Genomic DNA, 19,085 nt, shown 5'->3' on the forward strand with positions numbered 1-19,085 from the left:
GAGATGTGTATAAGAGACAGAGCTTGGGAAGGTTTTGCTGCAGGCGACTGGCAAAACGAAGTAAACGTTCGTGATTTCATTCAGAAGAACTACACTCCGTACGAAGGCGACGAATCTTTCCTAGTTTCTGAAGGTACTGAAGCGACTAACAAGCTTTGGGCTAAGGTAATGGAAGGCATCAAACAAGAGAACGCGACTCACGCTCCTGTTGATTTTGATACTTCAGTTATCTCTACCATCACTGCTCACGATGCAGGCTACATCGAAAAAGACCTAGAAACTATCGTAGGTCTTCAAACTGACGCTCCTCTAAAGCGTGCGATCATCCCTAACGGTGGTATCCGTATGGTTGAAGGCTCATGCAAAGCCTACAACCGCGAGCTTGACCCACAAGTTAAGAAAATCTACACAGAATACCGTAAAACTCACAACCAAGGCGTTTTCGACATCTACACTCCACAAATCATGGCGTGTCGTAAGTCTGGCGTATTGACTGGTCTTCCTGATGCATACGGTCGTGGTCGTATCATCGGTGACTACCGTCGTGTTGCTCTATACGGTATTGATTTCCTAATGAAGGATAAATTCGCACAGTTCTCTTCTCTACAAGAGCGTTTCGAGAACGGCGAAGACCTACAAATGACAATGCAGCTTCGTGAAGAGATCGCAGAGCAACACCGTGCTCTAGGTCAAATCAAAGAAATGGCTGCAAAATACGGTTGTGACATTTCTCGTCCTGCTGAAACTGCACAAGAAGCTATCCAGTGGACTTACTTCGGTTACCTAGCTGCTGTTAAATCTCAAAACGGCGCGGCAATGTCTCTAGGCCGTACTTCTACGTTCCTAGACATCTTCATCGAGCGCGATATCGCTGCTGGCCGCATCACAGAAGAACAAGCTCAGGAAATGATCGACCACTTCGTAATGAAACTACGTATGGTTCGTTTCCTACGTACTCCTGAGTACGATGATCTATTCTCTGGCGACCCTATCTGGGCAACTGAGTCTATGGGTGGTATGGGTCTTGACGGTCGTACGCTAGTTACTCGTACAAACTTCCGTTTCCTAAACTCACTATACACAATGGGTCCTTCTCCAGAGCCAAACATCACTGTTCTTTGGTCTGAGCAACTACCTGAAGGCTTCAAGAAGTTCTGTGCGAAAGTGTCTATCGATACTTCTTCAATCCAGTACGAAAACGACGACCTAATGCGTCCAGACATGAACTCTGACGACTACGCAATCGCATGTTGTGTATCTCCAATGGTTGTTGGTAAGCAAATGCAGTTCTTTGGTGCTCGTGCTAACCTTGCGAAAACTATGCTTTACACCATCAACGGTGGTGTGGATGAGAAGCTAAAAATCCAAGTTGGTCCACAAATGCCGAAGATCGAAGGCGATGTACTGAACTACGATGAGTTGTGGGAGAAAATGGACCACTTCATGGATTGGCTAGCGAAGCAGTACGTGACTGCACTAAACGCTATCCACTTCATGCACGACAAGTACAGCTACGAAGCGGCACTAATGGCTCTACATGACCGTGACGTTAAACGTACTATGGCTTGTGGTATTGCTGGTCTATCTGTTGCGGCTGACTCTCTGTCTGCAATCAAATACGCAAAAGTTAAGCCAATCCGTGACGAAGACGGTCTAGCAATCGACTTCGAAATCGAAGGTGATTACCCTAAATTTGGTAACAACGACCCACGCGTTGATGATATCGCATGTGAACTTGTTTCTGTATTTATGGGCAAAATCCGTAAGCTTAAGACTTACCGTGATGCAATCCCTACTCAGTCAATTCTTACTATCACTTCAAACGTGGTTTACGGTAAGAAAACTGGTAACACACCTGACGGTCGTCGTGCTGGTGCTCCATTTGCTCCAGGTGCTAACCCAATGCACGGTCGCGATGAGAAAGGTGCCGTAGCATCACTAACTTCAGTTGCAAAACTGCCGTTTGCTGACGCACAAGATGGTATCTCTTACACATTCTCTATCGTACCTAATGCACTAGGTAAAGATGAGGGTTCACAACGCGCTAACCTTGCTGGTCTGATGGATGGTTACTTCCACCACGAAGCGGGTATCGAAGGTGGTCAACACCTAAACGTGAACGTTCTTAACCGCGAAACTCTAGAAGACGCCGTTAAGCACCCAGAGAAATACCCTCAGCTAACAATCCGTGTATCTGGTTACGCTGTTCGCTTTAACTCTCTAACTGCAGAGCAACAAGCTGACGTAATCGCACGTACATTCACAGAGTCTCTATAAGACTTTAATGAAATAACGTTTTAGTGATACAACAAAGGCTGATGCTTCTAAGCATCAGCCTTTTTTTTATTTCTTGAATGAAAGTTGTGATATTACGAAAGATTTTGCCCACATTCTTACGTATGATGCGAAAAAAGTTAGTAAATAAAGTATATGAAACTCAGTAAATTAATTGTTCTTACTCTTCTTTCTCCAGTTGCGATGGCATCCACTAAGTCTACGGTCTCTTTTACACTCGACAATGATGGTATTTTCGGCGTCGACCAAGACTACACAAATGGTATTTTTCTTTCCTACGCAACAGGCCAACTGAAACAAGAAAGCCAATGGAAATGGCTGAGTCTGGCTGACTCAGAACACGCCAATATCGATAAAATAGAGTTGGTTCTTGGCCACAAAATGTGGACTCCGAGCGACATTGAAGCGGATTATCCACTGGTCAATGATCGCCCATATGCGGGTTATCTACATACTGAGATCAACTATCTTTCTTTGACTGATGATAAGGCCGTCCGCTACAACTTCACCATCGGTGCAACAGGTGAAAGTTCGCTTTCAGAAAAAGCGCAAGAAATCGTTCACGGCATAACAGGCTCGACTGACCCACAAGGTTGGGATTACCAGATCGACGATAAAGTGGCGTTTAGCCTTGGCTACCGCGTATTTAATAAATTGATGCGCAGCGAAGAACAAAAAACGCAATGGGAAATCACCAACATTAACGACATCAATGCAGGTAACTTCCGTAGTGATGTCTCTCAAGGCGTCATGTTTCGTTGGGGTACAAACCTAGCAAGCAGCATCGGAGCCGCCAATATTAGTGTTGAGAGCCCGTTCTCAGCGAGTATGCTCGCACAGGATACTTCAAGCTGGTTCTTATTTACGGGGTTTGAAGGTCGTTACCGTTTCAATGACATGACCATCGAAGGTGATCGCCCTGGTATTCCTGAGCCATCCGCGCCATACGACGTCACACTGCAAAATTGGCAAGCAAGCGCCGTAGCGGGTGCAACTTGGTATAACCAAAATTACGGTGCAAGCCTAACCTTTACGATAAAAACGCCAGATTATGAAGAATCCCAAACTGATGTTTATGGGACAGGCTCCTTCTCTGTGTTCGCCTTTTTCTAAAAGCTGACTTATCCCTGTATCCACACCAATCTAAATACAAGGCAAGTTCTCTCGTTTGGTATTAACCAACCCTGTGATCAAGCATTTATTTAGATTGGTCTATCTATTTTCTTTCTTCACATAACCTTGCCTTTAGTACCGACAAAGCTGTTTTAACCCTGCTTTTTGTAATAAAATAACAGCTAGAATTTACTAGTAATGAGAGCAAAAGATGTCAACAACTGGTCGTATTCACTCATTTGAGTCATGTGGTACCGTAGACGGACCTGGTATTCGTTTTATCGTCTTCTTGCAAGGTTGTTTGATGCGCTGTAAGTATTGCCACAATCGCGATACATGGGATACGCATGATGGCAAAGAAGTTACGGTTGAAGAGATCATTTCCGAAGCGAAAAGTTACCGCCACTTCATGAATGCATCAGGTGGTGGCGTTACTTGTTCTGGCGGCGAAGCGATGCTTCAGCCTGAATTTGTACGGGACTTTTTCCGCGCAGCTAAGGCAGAAGGTATTCATACGTGTCTAGATACGAACGGTTATGTTCGTAAACACACTGATGTTATCGATGAAGTACTGGATGTAACAGACTTAGTAATGCTTGATATCAAGCACATGAAAGATGAAGTGCACCAAGATCTCATCGGCGTATCGAACCGACGTACATTGGACTTTGCTCGTTACTTGCAAAAAATCGGAAAGAAAACTTGGATTCGCTATGTAGTCGTGCCTGGTTACACAGATGACCCTGAAGCGGCACACATGCTTGGTGAGTTTATTAAAGATATGGATAACATCGAAAAGGTCGAGTTACTTCCTTATCACAAATTGGGTGCCCATAAATGGGAAGCATTGGGCCTAGAATACCCACTCGAAGGGGTAAACCCTCCACCTAAGGAAACTATGGACGAGATTCAATCCATTCTTGCGCAGTACAACGATAACGTAAAATACTAAGTGAACAGCAAGACTAACCTCTTTAAAATACCAGCATATTGCTGGTATTTTTTTTAACTATACCTAAGTACCTGCAATGAATCTCTATGAGGTGATTTAGGTATAAAAAGAACAATAGAAATGATTGCGTTATGATCGCATAGGAAGGAAGTAACATGGATTGGTTTAACTTGGGCTCTCTGGTTGTCATACTTTGGATAGTACTCGCCTACTGTCTACCAGATTGGAAAAAAGTCGTTTGGCCCAAGCTTGAAAAGGAAAAAGCATTTCAGCACCTCGTTTTTGCAACACTCTTTTTTTTCAGTATCTTATGGGCAACTCAAGCTGGCGTAAAAGAAGGACTACAGATTCATTTTCTCGCGCTAACAACGCTGACGATGATGTATGGTTGGCGTATGGCCTTTCTAATCAGTATCCCTGCAATGCTGGTCAACCACCTGCTACATGATGTGTCGTTGTTGCAGTTACCCACGTCTTTAGTATTGTCTGCCCTGCTTCCTATCTTCATTAGTTACCTCGTCTTTCTTTTGAGTTATCACTACTTGCCAAGAAACATTTTTGTATTCATCTTCGTTGCAGGTTTTTTCAACGGCGCGATAACAGGAAGCCTGCATCTGCTGATTAACTCCTTTTACCATTTATCGGTTGGTCATTACGATTGGGAAACCATTCAACATAACTACTTTATTTTTGTACCGTTGCTTGCCTTCCCTGAGGGTCTATTAAATGGTATGTCACTGGCGGTTTTAACCGTATTCAAGCCAGAGTGGCTAAGAGTATTTTCAGACCGAGACTACATATACAATCATTACCATAAATAAGTGTTTTTAAACTGGTCAAAAGTGACAGTTCTTGCCATTTTTTAGTATTAAATATGTGTTGAGATCATGTTTCACTCATGTCTTAAGCGTTAACCTAAGCACATTAAAAATGTATTAGATATCTAGTGAGGTCATCATGGAAATGTCAAACGCTCAACGTTTGATTCTATCAAACCAATACAACCTTATGTCTCAACTTGATCCAAGTAATGCGGCCAAATACAAACGCTTACAAACGATCGTTGAACGTGGCTATGAGCTACAAATGCGTGAGTTGAATAAAGATTTCGGCTGTCTCTCAGAAGCGGAGTGTCGTGAGATCATCGACGTTATGGAGATGTATCACGCGATGCAAGAATCTTACAACATGCTCGATACCGAAGATCGTAACAAAGTGGATCAGCGCCGCTTGCAGTTCCTTGGGTTTGATATTGCTTCAGAGGCCCAACAAGTCCATTACGTACGCTTCCTTATTGATTCTGAAGGTCTGTACCCTCAATTTGATAAAGCAGACCATCACTTTAACAGCCAAATGCCAATGCTGGATAAATACCGTCGTATGCTACAAACTTGGCGCAACTGTCCTCGTCAGTACCATTTATGCGAAAACGAGCTTGCACAAATCTTCAGCGCATAAAATATTCGTCTACGAAAAGGAAAGCTCTCGCTTTCCTTTTTTATTTGCCCTGTCACAACCTTACCGCTGCTTTTTCACCTTCTTACGCTTCCCTTGTGCGATGTAGAGCAATGAATCACTGAGACCCTTCTGTCTTTGCCAAATATCTGATTTCTATTGCACCTATTCACGACATAAATTCATCTTCAGTGAAAGAGTGATTCAAATGTCACTTTTGCAATAAATTCATAATTGTTAAGCAAAATTGCAAATCCCCGACTAGGCTTAAGTAGAGAAAGGCTGTGATTGAAAGATTCATACCCACCGCTCACCGTTGTAATGAAAAAACTGTCCATAAAGCAAAGTCTTTGGTGTCGCCAATCTTACATTCTGTACGAACCAAATGTGATAACAGGACGTATATTCAAACAACAAGGAGCATAACAATAGGTGGGAAAGCCTGAATCAACGTTCGTCGGTAGACTGACTATTAAAGGGGAAAGCGACATGAGTATTTTCGACCACTATCAATCAAGATATGAAGCTGCAAAAGATGAAGAGATGTCGTTACAGGAGTTTCTAGCCCTGTGTAAGGATGACAAAAGCGCTTATGCTAATGCAGCAGAACGCCTACTGATGGCGATCGGTGAACCAGAGATAATCGATACGGCAAAAGACCCGAGATTGAGCCGCATCTTCTCGAATCGTGTTATCTCTCGTTATGAAACCTTTAAAGATTTTTATGGTATGGAAGATGCCATAGAGCAAATTGTGTCTTACCTAAAACACGCGGCGCAAGGTTTAGAGGAACGTAAGCAGATCCTTTACCTACTCGGTCCTGTCGGCGGTGGTAAGTCCTCACTTGCTGAAAAACTTAAGGCTCTGATGGAACAGATGCCTATCTATGTTCTTACTGCTAATGGCGAACGTAGCCCAGTGAATGACCATCCATTCTGTCTATTCAAAGCCACGGAAGACGGCGATATTTTGAAAAAAGAATATGGCATCGAGCAACGTTATCTTCGCTCAATTATGTCGCCATGGGCCGCTAAACGCCTTCATGAATTTGGCGGTGATATCACTAAGTTTAAAGTAGTAAAAGTTCGCCCTTCAATTCTCGATCAGATCGGTATTGCTAAAACAGAACCAGGGGATGAAAACAACCAAGATATTTCATCACTGGTTGGTAAAGTCGATATCCGTAAACTCGAACATTATTCGCAAGACGACCCTGATGCCTACAGCTACTCCGGTGCGCTGTGTAAAGCAAATCAAGGTTTAATGGAATTCGTTGAGATGTTCAAAGCGCCGATCAAAGTACTTCACCCACTTTTGACGGCAACGCAAGAAGGTAACTTCAACGGTACTGAAGGTCTATCTGCGATTCCATTCGATGGTATGATTCTGGCTCACTCGAACGAATCTGAGTGGCAGACTTTCCGTAACAACAAAAATAACGAAGCCTTCCTCGACCGTGTGTACATTGTAAAAGTACCTTACTGTCTCCGCGTATCCGAAGAAGTGAAAATTTACCAAAAACTGCTTGAAAACAGTGAGCTGTCTCAGGCTCCTTGTTCTCCAAGCACGCTCGAAACTCTAGCGCAATTCAGTATTCTTTCACGCCTGAAAGAACCTGAAAACTCATCCATTTTCTCAAAAATGCGCGTCTACGATGGTGAAACGCTAAAAGACACCGATCCGAAGGCAAAAAGCTATCAAGAGTATCGTGATTATGCGGGTGTTGATGAAGGCATGAATGGTCTCTCTACACGTTTCGCCTTTAAGATTTTGTCACGCGTATTTAACTTCGACCAAACCGAGGTGGCAGCCAACCCTGTACACCTGTTCTATGTGATTGAACAACAGGTTGAACGTGAACAGTTCCCTGCTGAAACGGCAGAGAAATATCTCGAGTTCTTGAAAGGCTACCTAGTGCCTCGCTACGTTGAATTTATTGGTAAAGAGATTCAGACCGCTTATCTCGAGTCTTACTCTGAATACGGTCAGAACATCTTCGACCGCTATGTCACCTACGCAGACTTCTGGATTCAAGACCAAGAGTACCGAGATCCAGAAACTGGTCAGCTATTTGATCGCTCTTCACTGAATGCTGAACTAGAGAAGATCGAAAAAACAGCTGGCATTTCTAACCCGAAAGATTTCCGAAACGAAATCGTTAACTTTGTGCTTCGTGCGAAAGCGAATAACAATGGTCAAAACCCGGTTTGGACCAGCTACGAAAAACTGCGCACAGTAATCGAGAAGAAAATGTTCTCCAATACCGAAGAGCTACTTCCGGTTATCTCATTTAATGCGAAAACCTCTTCTGAAGATCAGAAGAAGCATGACGACTTTGTCGCTCGCATGATGGAAAAAGGCTATACCGAGAAACAGGTTCGCCTACTTTCTGAGTGGTACCTACGAGTACGTAAGTCATCCTAACCCAGTATTGAGTTAGGTCGCTTGTGAAACATGAAGAGGGCTATTTCATGGCGCAATTTATAGACCGAAGGCTCAATGGCAAGAACAAGAGCGCTGTTAATCGACAGCGCTTCTTGAAGCGCCACAAAGAGCAAACAAAAGAGTCGGTAGCAGACGCAGTGAATCGACGCTCGATTACGAATACGGAAACGGGCGAAGACGTCTCTATCCCTCACAAAGACATCAATGAGCCGATCTTTCATCAAGGCAAAGGTGGTGTTCGCGAACGAGTTCATCCCGGCAATGACCAGTTCATTACTGGTGATAAAATTGAGCGTCCTAAAGGTGGCGGTCAAGGTAGTGGCTCGGGAGAAGGCAATGCCAGTCCAGATGGAGAAGGCCAAGACGAATTTGTATTCCAAATATCAAAAGATGAGTACCTCGATATTTTGTTCGAAGATCTCGAGCTGCCTAATCTAGAAAAAAACCAAATTGCCAAAATTACTGAATGGAAAACGCACCGCGCAGGCTTTCAAACTGCTGGTATCCCTTCAAACATTGCGGTAGTACGTTCGCTGCAACAATCTCTTGCACGACGTACGGCAATGACCGCGGGTAAGAAACGTCTTCTCAAAGAGCTAGAAGATGAACTTGCTCGTATCAAAAACATTGAACCCGCTCAGCAGTTTGAAGAGAACCGCTTGAAGGCTGAAATTGAAGAGCTGCGTAAGAAAATTGAGGGGGTTCCATTTATTGACACCTTCGACTTACGCTTTAAAAACTATGAAAAACGCCCTGTACCATCTAGTCAAGCTGTGATGTTTTGTTTGATGGACGTATCGGGCTCGATGGATCAAGCAACGAAAGACATCGCAAAACGTTTTTACGTTCTGTTATACCTGTTCTTAACTCGTACTTACGAGAATGTAGACGTTGTCTTTATTCGCCACCACACCCAAGCGAAAGAAGTGGACGAACACGAGTTCTTCTACTCGCAAGAAACCGGGGGCACCATTGTATCCAGCGCATTGAAACTGATGGACGAAATCGTAAAAGAGCGCTATCCAATTGGACAATGGAACATTTATGCTGCGCAAGCATCCGATGGCGATAACTGGGCAGATGACTCGCCAAGATGCCGCGATCTATTAGTGAACAAACTACTGCCAAACTGTCAGTACTACTCCTACATAGAAATTACGCGACGCTCGCACCAAACTCTATGGCATGAGTACGAAAAGCTTACCGATGAATTTCCGAACTTCGCAATGAAAAACATTCGCTCTGTGGAGGATATTTTCCCAGTCTTCCGTGAACTATTCCAAAAAGAAACGGCGTAAGGAGGCTAGCGATGAGTACCGCAACGAAAAACCTCTCAGGAGAGGCGCCTAAGAAGCGTAATAGTAAAATGCTGCCAGATGGACCGGATTGGACATTTGAGCTGTTGGAACGCTACCACAAAGAGATTAAGCGTGTCGCACAACACTATCGCCTAGACACTTACCCTAACCAGATAGAAGTGATTACTTCCGAGCAAATGATGGATGCCTACTCAAGTATTGGTATGCCCATCAATTACAACCACTGGTCGTTTGGTAAGAAGTTCATCCAAACGGAGCAGAACTATAAGCATGGTCAAATGGGGTTAGCCTACGAGATTGTCATTAACTCCAATCCGTGTATCGCTTATTTGATGGAAGAAAATACCGTGACAATGCAAGCGCTGGTGATTGCTCACGCTTGTTACGGGCACAACTCTTTCTTCAAAGGTAATTATCTGTTCCAAACCTGGACGGACGCTAGCTCCATCATCGATTATTTGCTGTTTGCCAAAAAGTATTTAGCTGAATGTGAGGAGCGATATGGAGTACAGGAAGTGGAAAAACTGCTCGACTCCTGCCACGCCTTAATGAACTTTGGTGTGGATCGTTACAAGCGACCAGAGAAAATCTCCATTACCGAAGAGAAAGCGCGACAAGAAGAACGCGAGGCATACTTACAGTCTCAAGTGAATGAATTGTGGCGCACAGTACCAAGAGCCAAAACCAAAGAGGAAGATCTTAAAGAGCGATTCCCAAGCGAGCCTCAGGAAAACTTGCTCTACTTTTTCGAAAAGCATGCCCCGCTACTAGAGCCGTGGCAACGTGAAGTCGTGCGGATTGTACGCAAAATCAGTCAGTATTTTTATCCGCAAAAACAAACGCAGGTCATGAACGAAGGCTGGGCAACATTCTGGCATTACACCATTCTCAATCATCTTTACGATGAGGGTTTGGTATCCGAAAAGTTCATTCTAGAGTTCTTACATAGCCATACCAGTGTGGTAGCTCAACCGCCTTATAATAGCCCTTACTTTAATGGTATTAATCCATACGCCTTGGGCTTTGCAATGTTCCGAGATATTAAACGTATCTGTGAAGAACCAACTGATGAGGACAAGGAGTGGTTTCCGGATTTGGCAGGAACAGATTGGTTAGATGCGGTACATTTCGCGATGCATAATTTCAAAGATGAAAGCTTCATTAGCCAATACCTTTCTCCGAAATTAATGCGTGATTTCAAGCTGTTTGCGATCAACGATGATGACCACAAAAACTTTATTGAAGTCGCCGCGATACACGATGAGATGGGTTATAAACGCATTAGAGAAACCTTAGCCGCTCAGTACAACTTATCTAATCTTGAGCCAAACATTCAGGTATTTAATGTCGATGTTCGTGGTGATCGCTCACTCACGTTGCAATACGTACCTCATAACCGAATCCCGCTTGATGACAGTTATGAAGAAGTTCTGAAACACGTGTACCGATTGTGGGGATTTGATGTCATTCTGCAAGAAGTAAAAGACACAGGTCACCGAGAAGTCTTAGCGACCTGCCCTAAACGGAACCAATATGACACAAACATCTAACTAATACTTGGATATAAGCAACAAAAAGGCTCCTGAATTAGGAGCCTTTCTCGTTCTTAATTCAATGTGACCTTTAGTTATGCTTGCTTCGCCACAATAGCGCGCACCGCCTCTAGATCTTCTGGCGTATCAACGCCGGCTGCTGGCGCTTCTTTCGCTACCGCTACATGAATTTTTTCACCGTACCAAAGCACTCGTAGTTGCTCAAGGCACTCGATCTGCTCCAATGCGCTCGGAGCCCAGTTTACATACGTATTAATAAAACCAGCTCGATAAGCATAAATACCAATATGACGCATTAATGGGTTGGCAATGATTTTGTCTTGTTTGGCAAAGTTATCGCGATCCCAAGGGATAGTTGCTCGGCTAAAGTACATCGCATAGCCTTGCTCATTAGCCACAACTTTAACTGCATTCGGATTGAACACTTCTTCTTCCGAGTCTATTTCTACGGCTAATGTCGCCATCGGAGCATCACATCCCGATAAGTTATCAGCAACCTGACGAATGATAGACGGTGGAATCAAAGGCTCGTCCCCTTGCACATTAACAATAATGTGGTCTGCAGGAATAGCCATCTTTTCAACAACTTCAGCAAGGCGTTCAGTACCTGACTCGTGATTGGGAGAGGTCATACAGACTTTACCACCAAACGACGAGACAGCATCAGCAACACGCTCGTCATCAGTTGCCACGATAACATCTTCCGCACCCGCTTGTAGCGCTTGCTCGTAAACCCACTGAACCATTGGCTTACCGCCAATATCCGCCAACGGTTTACCAGGCAAACGGCTCGATGCGTAACGCGAAGGAATGACAACCGTAAAAGACATTAGCGTCCCTCATCCATACTCATAGTACGAGCCTCAGGCTCGAGCAGAACGGGAATACCTTCTTTGATTGGGTAAGCGAGGCGATCCAATTTGCAGATCAACTCTTGATTCTCTTTATCGTACGTCAGCTTACCTTTGCAAACAGGGCAAGCTACAATCTCAAGCAGACGGTGATCCATAAGCCGCTTTAACCTCTTTTATTCTCTTTAAAATTTGCTCTGCATCGTTTGGTTCAAACTGGGCAGATACAGGCAGATACCACCAATTATCTTGCGCATAATGGCTGCACTTGACGGCATCTTTCTCGGTCATAATCACATTGGCCCCTTGTTGAGCCAATGCTTCTAATTCTTGTTGGTTAAAGTCTTGATGGTCAGCGAAACCTTTTGTGACTTTAACATCTGCGTTCATCGAGTTTAGTGTATGAAAAAATCGTGGTGGATGCCCAATCCCTGCAAATGCCACTAGCTCTTTTAATTCAGAAACGTCCACAAGTTGCTTAGTCTTGAGGTTAATGGCTTTAGATGGCGCTAAAGTCATTGCGATTTCGCCCGTATGTGCTTGACCACCATTGGTGATGATAAAGTCGACTTCAGCAAGACGCTCGACCCCTTCACGAAGTGGGCCAAGCGGAATGAGGCTTTCATTCCCAAATCGGCGATTCCCATCCACAATCACTAACTCAATATCACGGCCTAACGCATAATGTTGTAACCCATCGTCCGTAATAATGATATCCACACCTGACTCTAACAGTGCTTTCACAGCATTTGAACGCACCGGGTCTACCGCAACAGGCGCTCCTGTGCGGCGATGAATCAACTTAGGCTCATCACCACAATGTTTCGCAGGCGTATCTTCTTTTAGCACTAACGGATAGGCCGGAGCTTTTGCTCCATAGCCACGAGAAACGACCCCTGGCTTAAGCCCAAGCTGTTGCAGTTGCTCAACAAGCCAAACCACAACTGGCGTTTTGCCATTACCACCAGCTGTGATATTGCCGACAACAATAACAGGGATAGGCGCGTTGTAGGCTTGCTTACGGCCTGATTGATATTGCTTTCGCTTAGACTTACTTATTGCTCCAAATAATACACTCAGTGGCCACAAAAGCGGCCACAAGAGGTATTTTATTGGATGGTTTTCAAACCAGATTTTTTCAACCACCGCGTCTATTCACCAAACTGAATACGGTGCAATTGTGCATACGCACCATTTTTTGCAATAAGATCGGCGTGGTTGCCACGCTCAATGATGGCGCCATCATCAACCACAAGAATTTCATCGGCTTTCTCGATTGTGGATAAGCGGTGCGCAATCACGAGTACCGTTTTGTCTTTCTGCAGCTCATCTAATGCAGCTTGGATAGCGCGTTCTGATTCCGTATCCAAAGCAGAGGTCGCCTCATCAAGAATCAATACCGGTGCATCACGCAATAGAGCACGTGCAATAGCGACACGTTGACGTTGACCGCCAGATAGACTCGCGCCATTTTCACCAATCATGGTATCAAGTCCATCATCCATTTTGCTGATGAATTCCATAGCATGCGCGAGTTTTGCCGCTTTCTCGATATCACTACGCTCGTATTTTCCATCCGTTGCGTAAGCAATATTGTTTGCAATCGTGTCATTAAATAAATGAACATTTTGTGATACTAGCGCAAACTGCTGACGCAAGTTCTTTAGCTCGTATTCACGAATATCATGTCCGTCTAATGTGATAGATCCACTATCAACATCATAGAAACGATTGAACAAGTTCGCGATGGTACTTTTACCGGAACCGGAACGACCAACCAGCGCAACGGTCTTCCCTCTTGGAATATCGAAGCTGACATTTTCCAATGCTGGCTTTTCTGCGCCAGTATAAGTAAAGCTTACGTTTTTAACTGAAACATCGCCATTTGCGCGTTCAACTGTCAACTTACCTTCGTTTTTCTCAGGCTCAAGGTCAATCAACGCAAAGAGCGTTTGGCTCGCGGCCATACCACGTTGGAACTGAGAGGTAACGTTAGTAAGCGCTTTAAGCGGACGCATCAAACCAAACATCGCAGAGAAGACAACGGTAAATGTACCTGGAGTCAGTTGCTCTTTAATCGAGTCAATACTTGCTAAGTAAAGAACGGCAACAATAGCAAGTGACGCAATCATTTGGATGATAGGGTTAGCCGCTGCTTGAGCTGTCACCAACTTCATGCTTTGTTGACGCATTTGGTTGCTGACCTTCTCAAATCGTTTACGTTCGATATCCTGGCCGCCGTAGCTCAGCACGACTTTATGGCCTTTAAGCATCTGCTCTGCTGACGCAGTCACGTTGCCCATCATTGTCTGCATATTTTTGGATATTTTTCTAAAACGTTTAGAAACGACACCAATACCCCACGCGACAACAGGAGCAACAGCAAACAGCACTAACGACAACTGCCAGCTGTTGTAAAACATCAGGACTAACAGGCCAATGATACTTGCACCTTCGCGAACGATGCTCACTAACGCTTGGCTAGTTGCCGCAGAGACTTGCTCTGAATCGTAGGTAATACGTGACAATAAATTGCCCGTCTTTTCCTTATCGAAGTAAGACACAGGCATATGCATAAAGTGATTGAATACCATACGGCGGACTTGCATAACCACATTGCCGGATACCCAGCTCAAACAGTATGTGGAGACAAATCCACTTATGCCACGGACAAACATCATGGCAAAAATAATCAATGGAAGCGTGCGTAGAAAATCAGATTCAGCGTTCCCAAAACCTTCATCTAGTAATGGTTTTAATAGGGAAATCATATAGGTATCTGATATAGCATTAATAACTAATGCAATGACTGCAACGACAAGACCTGACTTGTAAAGGCGAATAAATTGCCATAGACGCTTAAACGTCTGCCAAGTCGTTTCATCAGTATTTATCGACATAGAAGTGCTTTATTTTCTTACATTAAGACTCTCATTCTACTCCCTTACGCAGCATCTGCCTATACCAAGGCTCAAATGTATCGCTACGTTTGGTTTCTGAGCGCCAATTATCACGGTGAATAGAGAAGCTTACCTGACCATATTCCCCAGTATCAAGCCAAGTAATGTCAAGCTTGCGATATGCTGCAACAACATGTTCTGCCGGCATTCCCCATTGATTATTTTTTGCCAAAGAAGCAACGGCCACACTCGGGTTTACCGCCTCAATAAAGCGAGGATTCGACGAACTTTTACTACCATGATGAGGGACCAACATCACATCACTTTTTAACTTTTCAGGCTCCCTGAGCAAGATCCACTCGCTAATGGTCTCAATATCACCAGTAAAAAGCATACTGAACATAGAAATAGGGTCAGTAAGACGTAGTACACAGGAGTGCGGATTATATGCACGTTGAACAAGAGCAGGAGGCCAAAGTACTTCTATATTTAACCCTTGCCATTTCCAATGATCGCCGCGAGTACAAGACTCATATCCGATAAAGTTTTGGCTACTGAGTTTGCGCTGTGGCGAAAAGGCATCTTCAATGAACAAGCGCCCTCCTGCATGGTCATTGTCGGAATGGCTGAGGATCATCGTATCGATGCTTTCATAACCTCGTTGATGCAAGACCGGAGTGACGACCTGCTCCGCAATACTGCCATTTTGCCATGCTTTACCTGTGTCATAGAGCAACACTTTATCGTCTTTTTCTACAATCACCGCAAGGCCATGGCCCACATCTAGTACATCAATGCGCCAATGTTGCTGATCATATTCCGATGTGAGCTTAATACTAATTACAATGCCAAGTAACAAACACCACGCGTACTGAAACATGAATCGTTGAAACACCAAGCAAACAATTCCCGCCAGAATCAACCCTGTCATTTCTATACTAATGGGTTGCCAGGAGCCTATCGCGTACTGAATTGACGTGCTCAATGGCTGCAATGACCAGTCCACCAACTGCCACAGAGACTTTGCTATCATTTCAAGAAATAAAGATGAGAACAGGGCCAGAAACATCAAAGGCACAACGATAAATCCGAACCAAGGAATAAACGCCAAGTTGTATGCAATTGATGACAAACTGAAACCAGAAAAGTAATAGCCACTAATAGGCACGATTAACACACTCAACATCAATTGAGTAAGCAATAGCACTTTTAACTTCGCCTTCCAGCCCCCGTTTTGATGCCGAATCAAATTGATTGCGAACAACACTGCGCAAACTGACAAATACGATAACCAAAAACTCATGCTATACGATGCAAAAGGTTGAACAAGCAGTTGTAGCGCTACCGCGAGCAAAAGTACTCGCCAGGAAGCCCAGTGCACTAAGGTATACTTGAGAACGACGTAAATAACACATACCGACACCGCGCGGGTAGTAGGTAATGAGAAGTCCGCTAACCAAGCATAGGCAACGGCAAACATCAGCCCACATAAGCTAGGCAATAGCTGGTATTGAGGTAACGTATAACGAATGGCACCGCCCACCACTAGCCCAAAAGTGAACGCCATACCAATATGTAAGCCCGAAATCGAGACCAAGTGCAGTAAACCACTGTCTCTGAGTGCTTGCCAATCCTCCTTAGATAACCAAGAGCGATCGGCAAAAACTAACGCATTTATTAACGAGAAATGATGAAGGGAGGACACATCCTCCGAAACATCAGCGATAATGGCTTGGCGCAAAGATGTAGTAGAACGAATAATCCAGGTAACATCCTTGTTAACAACACCGCGTGCGATAATACTTTTACCCATTGCGTGCTTTTCGGCGTCAAAACCAGCTTCGTTGCGTAGGCCTGTAATCGGCTTTAGCGAGACAGATGTCGTAAACTCACTGTTAACATCGAGTGGAAAAGGCGTAATAAGACGGATTTTAGGTTTAAGAAAAGGTAACAGAGTTTGAGAATTTACCTTTTTTAGAGCCACAATGCCTTCATATCCGTGACTTATTTGCGTAAAAGGGCTGTCAACTTTACCAATTATGGTAATATTCTCCCCTGCTTGAAAAAGGGCTTGTCTCTGAGACTCCAATACATTGCCGTGGACGATGACAACCATAAAGCCCGCAATTGCGCCTATGCTAATTAAGCCACGACGTAATTTGATTATTGAGCCAGTGGTTATTATTCCCAGCAGCAACCAACGCCAATCTGGTATTGTCGGCCACCAAGCTGACGAAATTACGCTCGCTACAAATAACGCCAAGGTCCAACTTTTTTCTGAGAGAGTCATGCTGTCCTATGCCTAGAAAGCTGATAAAACGCTTCATGCCAGATCATGAATTGATCAAACGCCAAAAAGCATTGAAGGTCTTCGGCAATGTGTTATACAACCCGAACTTGTGGTGTTTAAATCGTCGCTCGGCGTCTGGGGCTTTTGCTGTCGGGTTATTTATGGCATTTGTTCCGCTACCAAGCCAAATGATCATGGCTGCAGGTTTGGCAATCATGCTTGGCGTCAATTTACCTCTCTCCGTCGCTTTGGTATGGATAAGCAACCCCATCACCATGCCTGTGTTATTTTATTTTGCGTATAAGCTTGGCGCTTTAGTGATGCATGTTCCTCCGCAACCTTTCCACTTTGAACTTTCGTGGGAATTCATCATGCAACAGATGAGCACTATTGGCCCTCCATTCTTATTAGGCTGTGCTATCTGTGGTGTCATATCCGCGATTATTGGCTACTTCGGCATTAGAGGACTTTGGCGCTACTCAGTGGTTCGGAGCTGGCAAAAACGCAAAATAAGATAAGACGTTACTGCATAAAAATCAGCATTTGCGCTATCAGTTGAGGGGCACCTAACAGTTAGAATGAAACACGATGTCGCTCAAGTTGGATAAATACAAAAAAGGACCGAATTCGGTCCTTTTTGCTTTTCTCGTATTGTAAAACGGTTGGTTATTTAGAACTCAGCACCGCTGCCGGATTTAACTTCGCGGCGCGAGAAGCGGGATACCACGTTGCAAGCAAACTCAAAACGATCGCCGTCACCGACACCAATGCTACGTCTGGCCAGTGTAACTGTGATGGTAAGAAGTCGACGAAGTAAATATCACCCGATAAAAACTGATGACCGATTAAGCTCTCTAACCCTTTAATTAACGGAGTCAGGTTTAACGCCACTAAGACACCAATAACACTGCCGACGAGACTGCCAAATACACCAGAGAACACGCCTTGCCAAACAAAGATACGTTTGATTAGGCTATCTTTTGCTCCCATTGTTCGCAAAATTGCAATTTCTGCGGCTCGATCTTTCACTGCCATCATCAGCGTAGACACAATGTTAAAACATGCCACACCAATCACGAGTACCATCACCAAGTACATAATGGTGCGTACGAGCTGAATATCGCGATACAAAAAACCAAACTTTTGCTGCCAGCTTTTCAAATACACGTAAACATCCACCATGCTACCTACCTCACGAACAATAGAAGGCGCATTGAGAACATCATCCGTTTTTAGTGAAATGCCAGTGACCCCTTCCCCTAACCTCGCGTATTGCTGAGCATCCGCTAATGGTACTAACGCTAGAGAGTGGTCGATTTGGCCATTCAACGTTAAGAACCCTGACACCTTCACGCGCACACGCTTAGGAGCCTGCACTTTGTTTGCGCCGCCTGTTTGCGGAATCATCAACGTAATGTAATCCCCCACGGCGACATTTAGCTCGTTTGCGACACCTCGGCCTAAGATCACTTGCTGCTGACCGGCATAAAAGTTTTGCCAAGCTTCCTGGTCAATAAAATTCGATAAGCTCGACACCGCTTGCTCGAAAGTAGGCTCTACGCCACGAACTTCTATCGCTTTTAGATTACTGCCTTTTTCTGCTAACCCCGTAAAACGAACGTACGGCGCTGCCGCAACAACATCTTCATGGTTTAGAGCTTGATTCATCGTTTTGGTGTAGTTATGAAGCGGACCATTTACGCCTTCCAACTCACCGTGTGGAATAACTGACAACACACGCGATTGCAGCTCGCGCTCAAAGCCATTCATTGCAGAAAGACCGATAATGATCACGGCTACACCAACCGCAATGCCAATCGTTGAAGAAAGCGAAATGAAAGACACCATCTTGTTGCGCTTTTTCGCTCGACTGAAGCGACCACCAATCATCAATGCTAAAGATGAAAACAAA

General features: G+C 44.4%; 15 protein-coding genes. 9 read left to right on the plus strand and 6 right to left on the minus strand.

Going from position 1 to position 19,085, the window contains the following annotated elements; all coding sequences use genetic code 11:
- The first annotated feature begins 3 nt into the window (after nucleotides 1-3).
- The 8 genes from pflB to EX191_RS16375 all read left to right on the plus strand — a co-directional run bounded on the left by pflB (nucleotide 4) and on the right by EX191_RS16375 (nucleotide 11,129).
- Complete coding sequence (gene pflB, locus EX191_RS16340) at nucleotides 4-2,277, plus strand: formate C-acetyltransferase (RefSeq protein WP_193448107.1); 2,274 nt, start codon at nucleotides 4-6, stop codon at nucleotides 2,275-2,277.
- Nucleotides 2,278-2,430: 153 nt separating this feature from the next.
- On the plus strand, nucleotides 2,431-3,408 hold the full coding sequence (locus EX191_RS16345; RefSeq protein ID WP_167394145.1) for a lipid A deacylase LpxR family protein: 978 nt from the start codon (nucleotides 2,431-2,433) through the stop codon (nucleotides 3,406-3,408).
- A gap of 211 nt (nucleotides 3,409-3,619) precedes the next feature.
- Nucleotides 3,620-4,360, plus strand: a complete 741-nt coding sequence (pflA, locus tag EX191_RS16350) for a pyruvate formate lyase 1-activating protein (RefSeq protein ID WP_104971455.1) — start codon at nucleotides 3,620-3,622, stop codon at nucleotides 4,358-4,360.
- Between the two features lie 155 nt (nucleotides 4,361-4,515).
- Complete coding sequence (locus EX191_RS16355) at nucleotides 4,516-5,181, plus strand: energy-coupling factor ABC transporter permease (protein WP_006742143.1); 666 nt, start codon at nucleotides 4,516-4,518, stop codon at nucleotides 5,179-5,181.
- Nucleotides 5,182-5,317: 136 nt separating this feature from the next.
- Nucleotides 5,318-5,818: a YfbU family protein gene (locus EX191_RS16360; protein ID WP_005390659.1), complete on the plus strand. Its 501-nt coding sequence runs from the start codon at nucleotides 5,318-5,320 to the stop codon at nucleotides 5,816-5,818.
- Nucleotides 5,819-6,304: 486 nt separating this feature from the next.
- Nucleotides 6,305-8,239 carry a PrkA family serine protein kinase gene (locus tag EX191_RS16365; RefSeq protein ID WP_005390658.1) on the plus strand — a complete coding sequence of 645 codons (1,935 nt, stop codon included), beginning with the start codon at nucleotides 6,305-6,307 and terminating at the stop codon, nucleotides 8,237-8,239.
- A gap of 47 nt (nucleotides 8,240-8,286) precedes the next feature.
- Entirely contained in the window at nucleotides 8,287-9,558 is a 1,272-nt protein-coding gene (locus EX191_RS16370; RefSeq protein ID WP_193448068.1) for a YeaH/YhbH family protein, read from the plus strand.
- Between the two features lie 11 nt (nucleotides 9,559-9,569).
- Entirely contained in the window at nucleotides 9,570-11,129 is a 1,560-nt protein-coding gene (locus EX191_RS16375) for a SpoVR family protein (RefSeq protein ID WP_006742146.1), read from the plus strand.
- 77 nt (nucleotides 11,130-11,206) lie between these two features.
- Here EX191_RS16375 and kdsB read toward each other — a convergent pair whose 3' ends face one another.
- Genes kdsB through EX191_RS16400 form a run of 5 tightly spaced genes read right to left on the minus strand, consistent with a single transcriptional unit; the run spans nucleotide 11,207 to nucleotide 17,173 of the window.
- Complete coding sequence (gene kdsB, locus EX191_RS16380; protein ID WP_005390653.1) at nucleotides 11,207-11,962, minus strand: 3-deoxy-manno-octulosonate cytidylyltransferase; 756 nt, start codon at nucleotides 11,960-11,962, stop codon at nucleotides 11,207-11,209.
- A complete protein-coding gene (locus tag EX191_RS16385) occupies nucleotides 11,962-12,141 on the minus strand; it encodes a Trm112 family protein (RefSeq protein ID WP_005390649.1) in 180 nt (59 codons plus the stop codon). The genes kdsB and EX191_RS16385 overlap by 1 nt, the downstream gene beginning before the upstream one ends.
- Nucleotides 12,122-13,129, minus strand: a complete 1,008-nt coding sequence (gene lpxK / locus EX191_RS16390; protein WP_193448069.1) for a tetraacyldisaccharide 4'-kinase — start codon at nucleotides 13,127-13,129, stop codon at nucleotides 12,122-12,124. The genes EX191_RS16385 and lpxK overlap by 20 nt, the downstream gene beginning before the upstream one ends.
- Nucleotides 13,130-13,134: 5 nt before the next feature.
- Nucleotides 13,135-14,883 (minus strand): lipid A ABC transporter ATP-binding protein/permease MsbA, encoded by a 1,749-nt coding sequence (msbA, locus tag EX191_RS16395; protein WP_005390646.1) that lies wholly within the window; start codon nucleotides 14,881-14,883, stop codon nucleotides 13,135-13,137.
- A gap of 31 nt (nucleotides 14,884-14,914) precedes the next feature.
- The gene (locus EX191_RS16400; protein ID WP_193448070.1) at nucleotides 14,915-17,173 is read right to left on the minus strand and encodes a DNA internalization-related competence protein ComEC/Rec2; all 2,259 of its coding nucleotides are present in this window, start codon (nucleotides 17,171-17,173) and stop codon (nucleotides 14,915-14,917) included.
- Nucleotides 17,174-17,181: 8 nt separating this feature from the next.
- Between EX191_RS16400 and EX191_RS16405 the strand changes: the two genes are divergently transcribed.
- Entirely contained in the window at nucleotides 17,182-17,691 is a 510-nt protein-coding gene (locus tag EX191_RS16405; protein WP_006742150.1) for a DUF2062 domain-containing protein, read from the plus strand.
- A gap of 148 nt (nucleotides 17,692-17,839) precedes the next feature.
- Here the strand turns inward: EX191_RS16405 and lolE are convergent, their stop codons facing one another.
- Nucleotides 17,840-19,084: a lipoprotein-releasing ABC transporter permease subunit LolE gene (gene lolE / locus EX191_RS16410; RefSeq protein WP_193448071.1), complete on the minus strand. Its 1,245-nt coding sequence runs from the start codon at nucleotides 19,082-19,084 to the stop codon at nucleotides 17,840-17,842.
- Nucleotide 19,085: the final 1 nt, after the last annotated feature.

The sequence above is a fragment of the Vibrio chemaguriensis genome (genome assembly GCF_012275705.1).
Lineage (GTDB): Bacteria > Pseudomonadota > Gammaproteobacteria > Enterobacterales > Vibrionaceae > Vibrio > Vibrio diabolicus.

Bases quoted from the DNA above. Each gene is read 5' to 3' on its own strand.
- pflB (WP_193448107.1), top strand. From the start codon at position 4: ATGTGTATAAGAGACAGAGCTTGGGAAGGTTTTGCTGCAGGCGACTGG.
- EX191_RS16345 (WP_167394145.1), top strand. From the start codon at position 2,431: ATGAAACTCAGTAAATTAATTGTTCTTACTCTTCTTTCTCCAGTTGCG.
- pflA (WP_104971455.1), top strand. From the start codon at position 3,620: ATGTCAACAACTGGTCGTATTCACTCATTTGAGTCATGTGGTACCGTA.
- EX191_RS16355 (WP_006742143.1), top strand. From the start codon at position 4,516: ATGGATTGGTTTAACTTGGGCTCTCTGGTTGTCATACTTTGGATAGTA.
- EX191_RS16360 (WP_005390659.1), top strand. From the start codon at position 5,318: ATGGAAATGTCAAACGCTCAACGTTTGATTCTATCAAACCAATACAAC.
- EX191_RS16365 (WP_005390658.1), top strand. From the start codon at position 6,305: ATGAGTATTTTCGACCACTATCAATCAAGATATGAAGCTGCAAAAGAT.
- EX191_RS16370 (WP_193448068.1), top strand. From the start codon at position 8,287: ATGGCGCAATTTATAGACCGAAGGCTCAATGGCAAGAACAAGAGCGCT.
- EX191_RS16375 (WP_006742146.1), top strand. From the start codon at position 9,570: ATGAGTACCGCAACGAAAAACCTCTCAGGAGAGGCGCCTAAGAAGCGT.
- kdsB (WP_005390653.1), bottom strand. From the start codon at position 11,962: ATGTCTTTTACGGTTGTCATTCCTTCGCGTTACGCATCGAGCCGTTTG.
- EX191_RS16385 (WP_005390649.1), bottom strand. From the start codon at position 12,141: ATGGATCACCGTCTGCTTGAGATTGTAGCTTGCCCTGTTTGCAAAGGT.
- msbA (WP_005390646.1), bottom strand. From the start codon at position 14,883: ATGTCGATAAATACTGATGAAACGACTTGGCAGACGTTTAAGCGTCTA.
- EX191_RS16400 (WP_193448070.1), bottom strand. From the start codon at position 17,173: ATGACTCTCTCAGAAAAAAGTTGGACCTTGGCGTTATTTGTAGCGAGC.
- EX191_RS16405 (WP_006742150.1), top strand. From the start codon at position 17,182: ATGCCTAGAAAGCTGATAAAACGCTTCATGCCAGATCATGAATTGATC.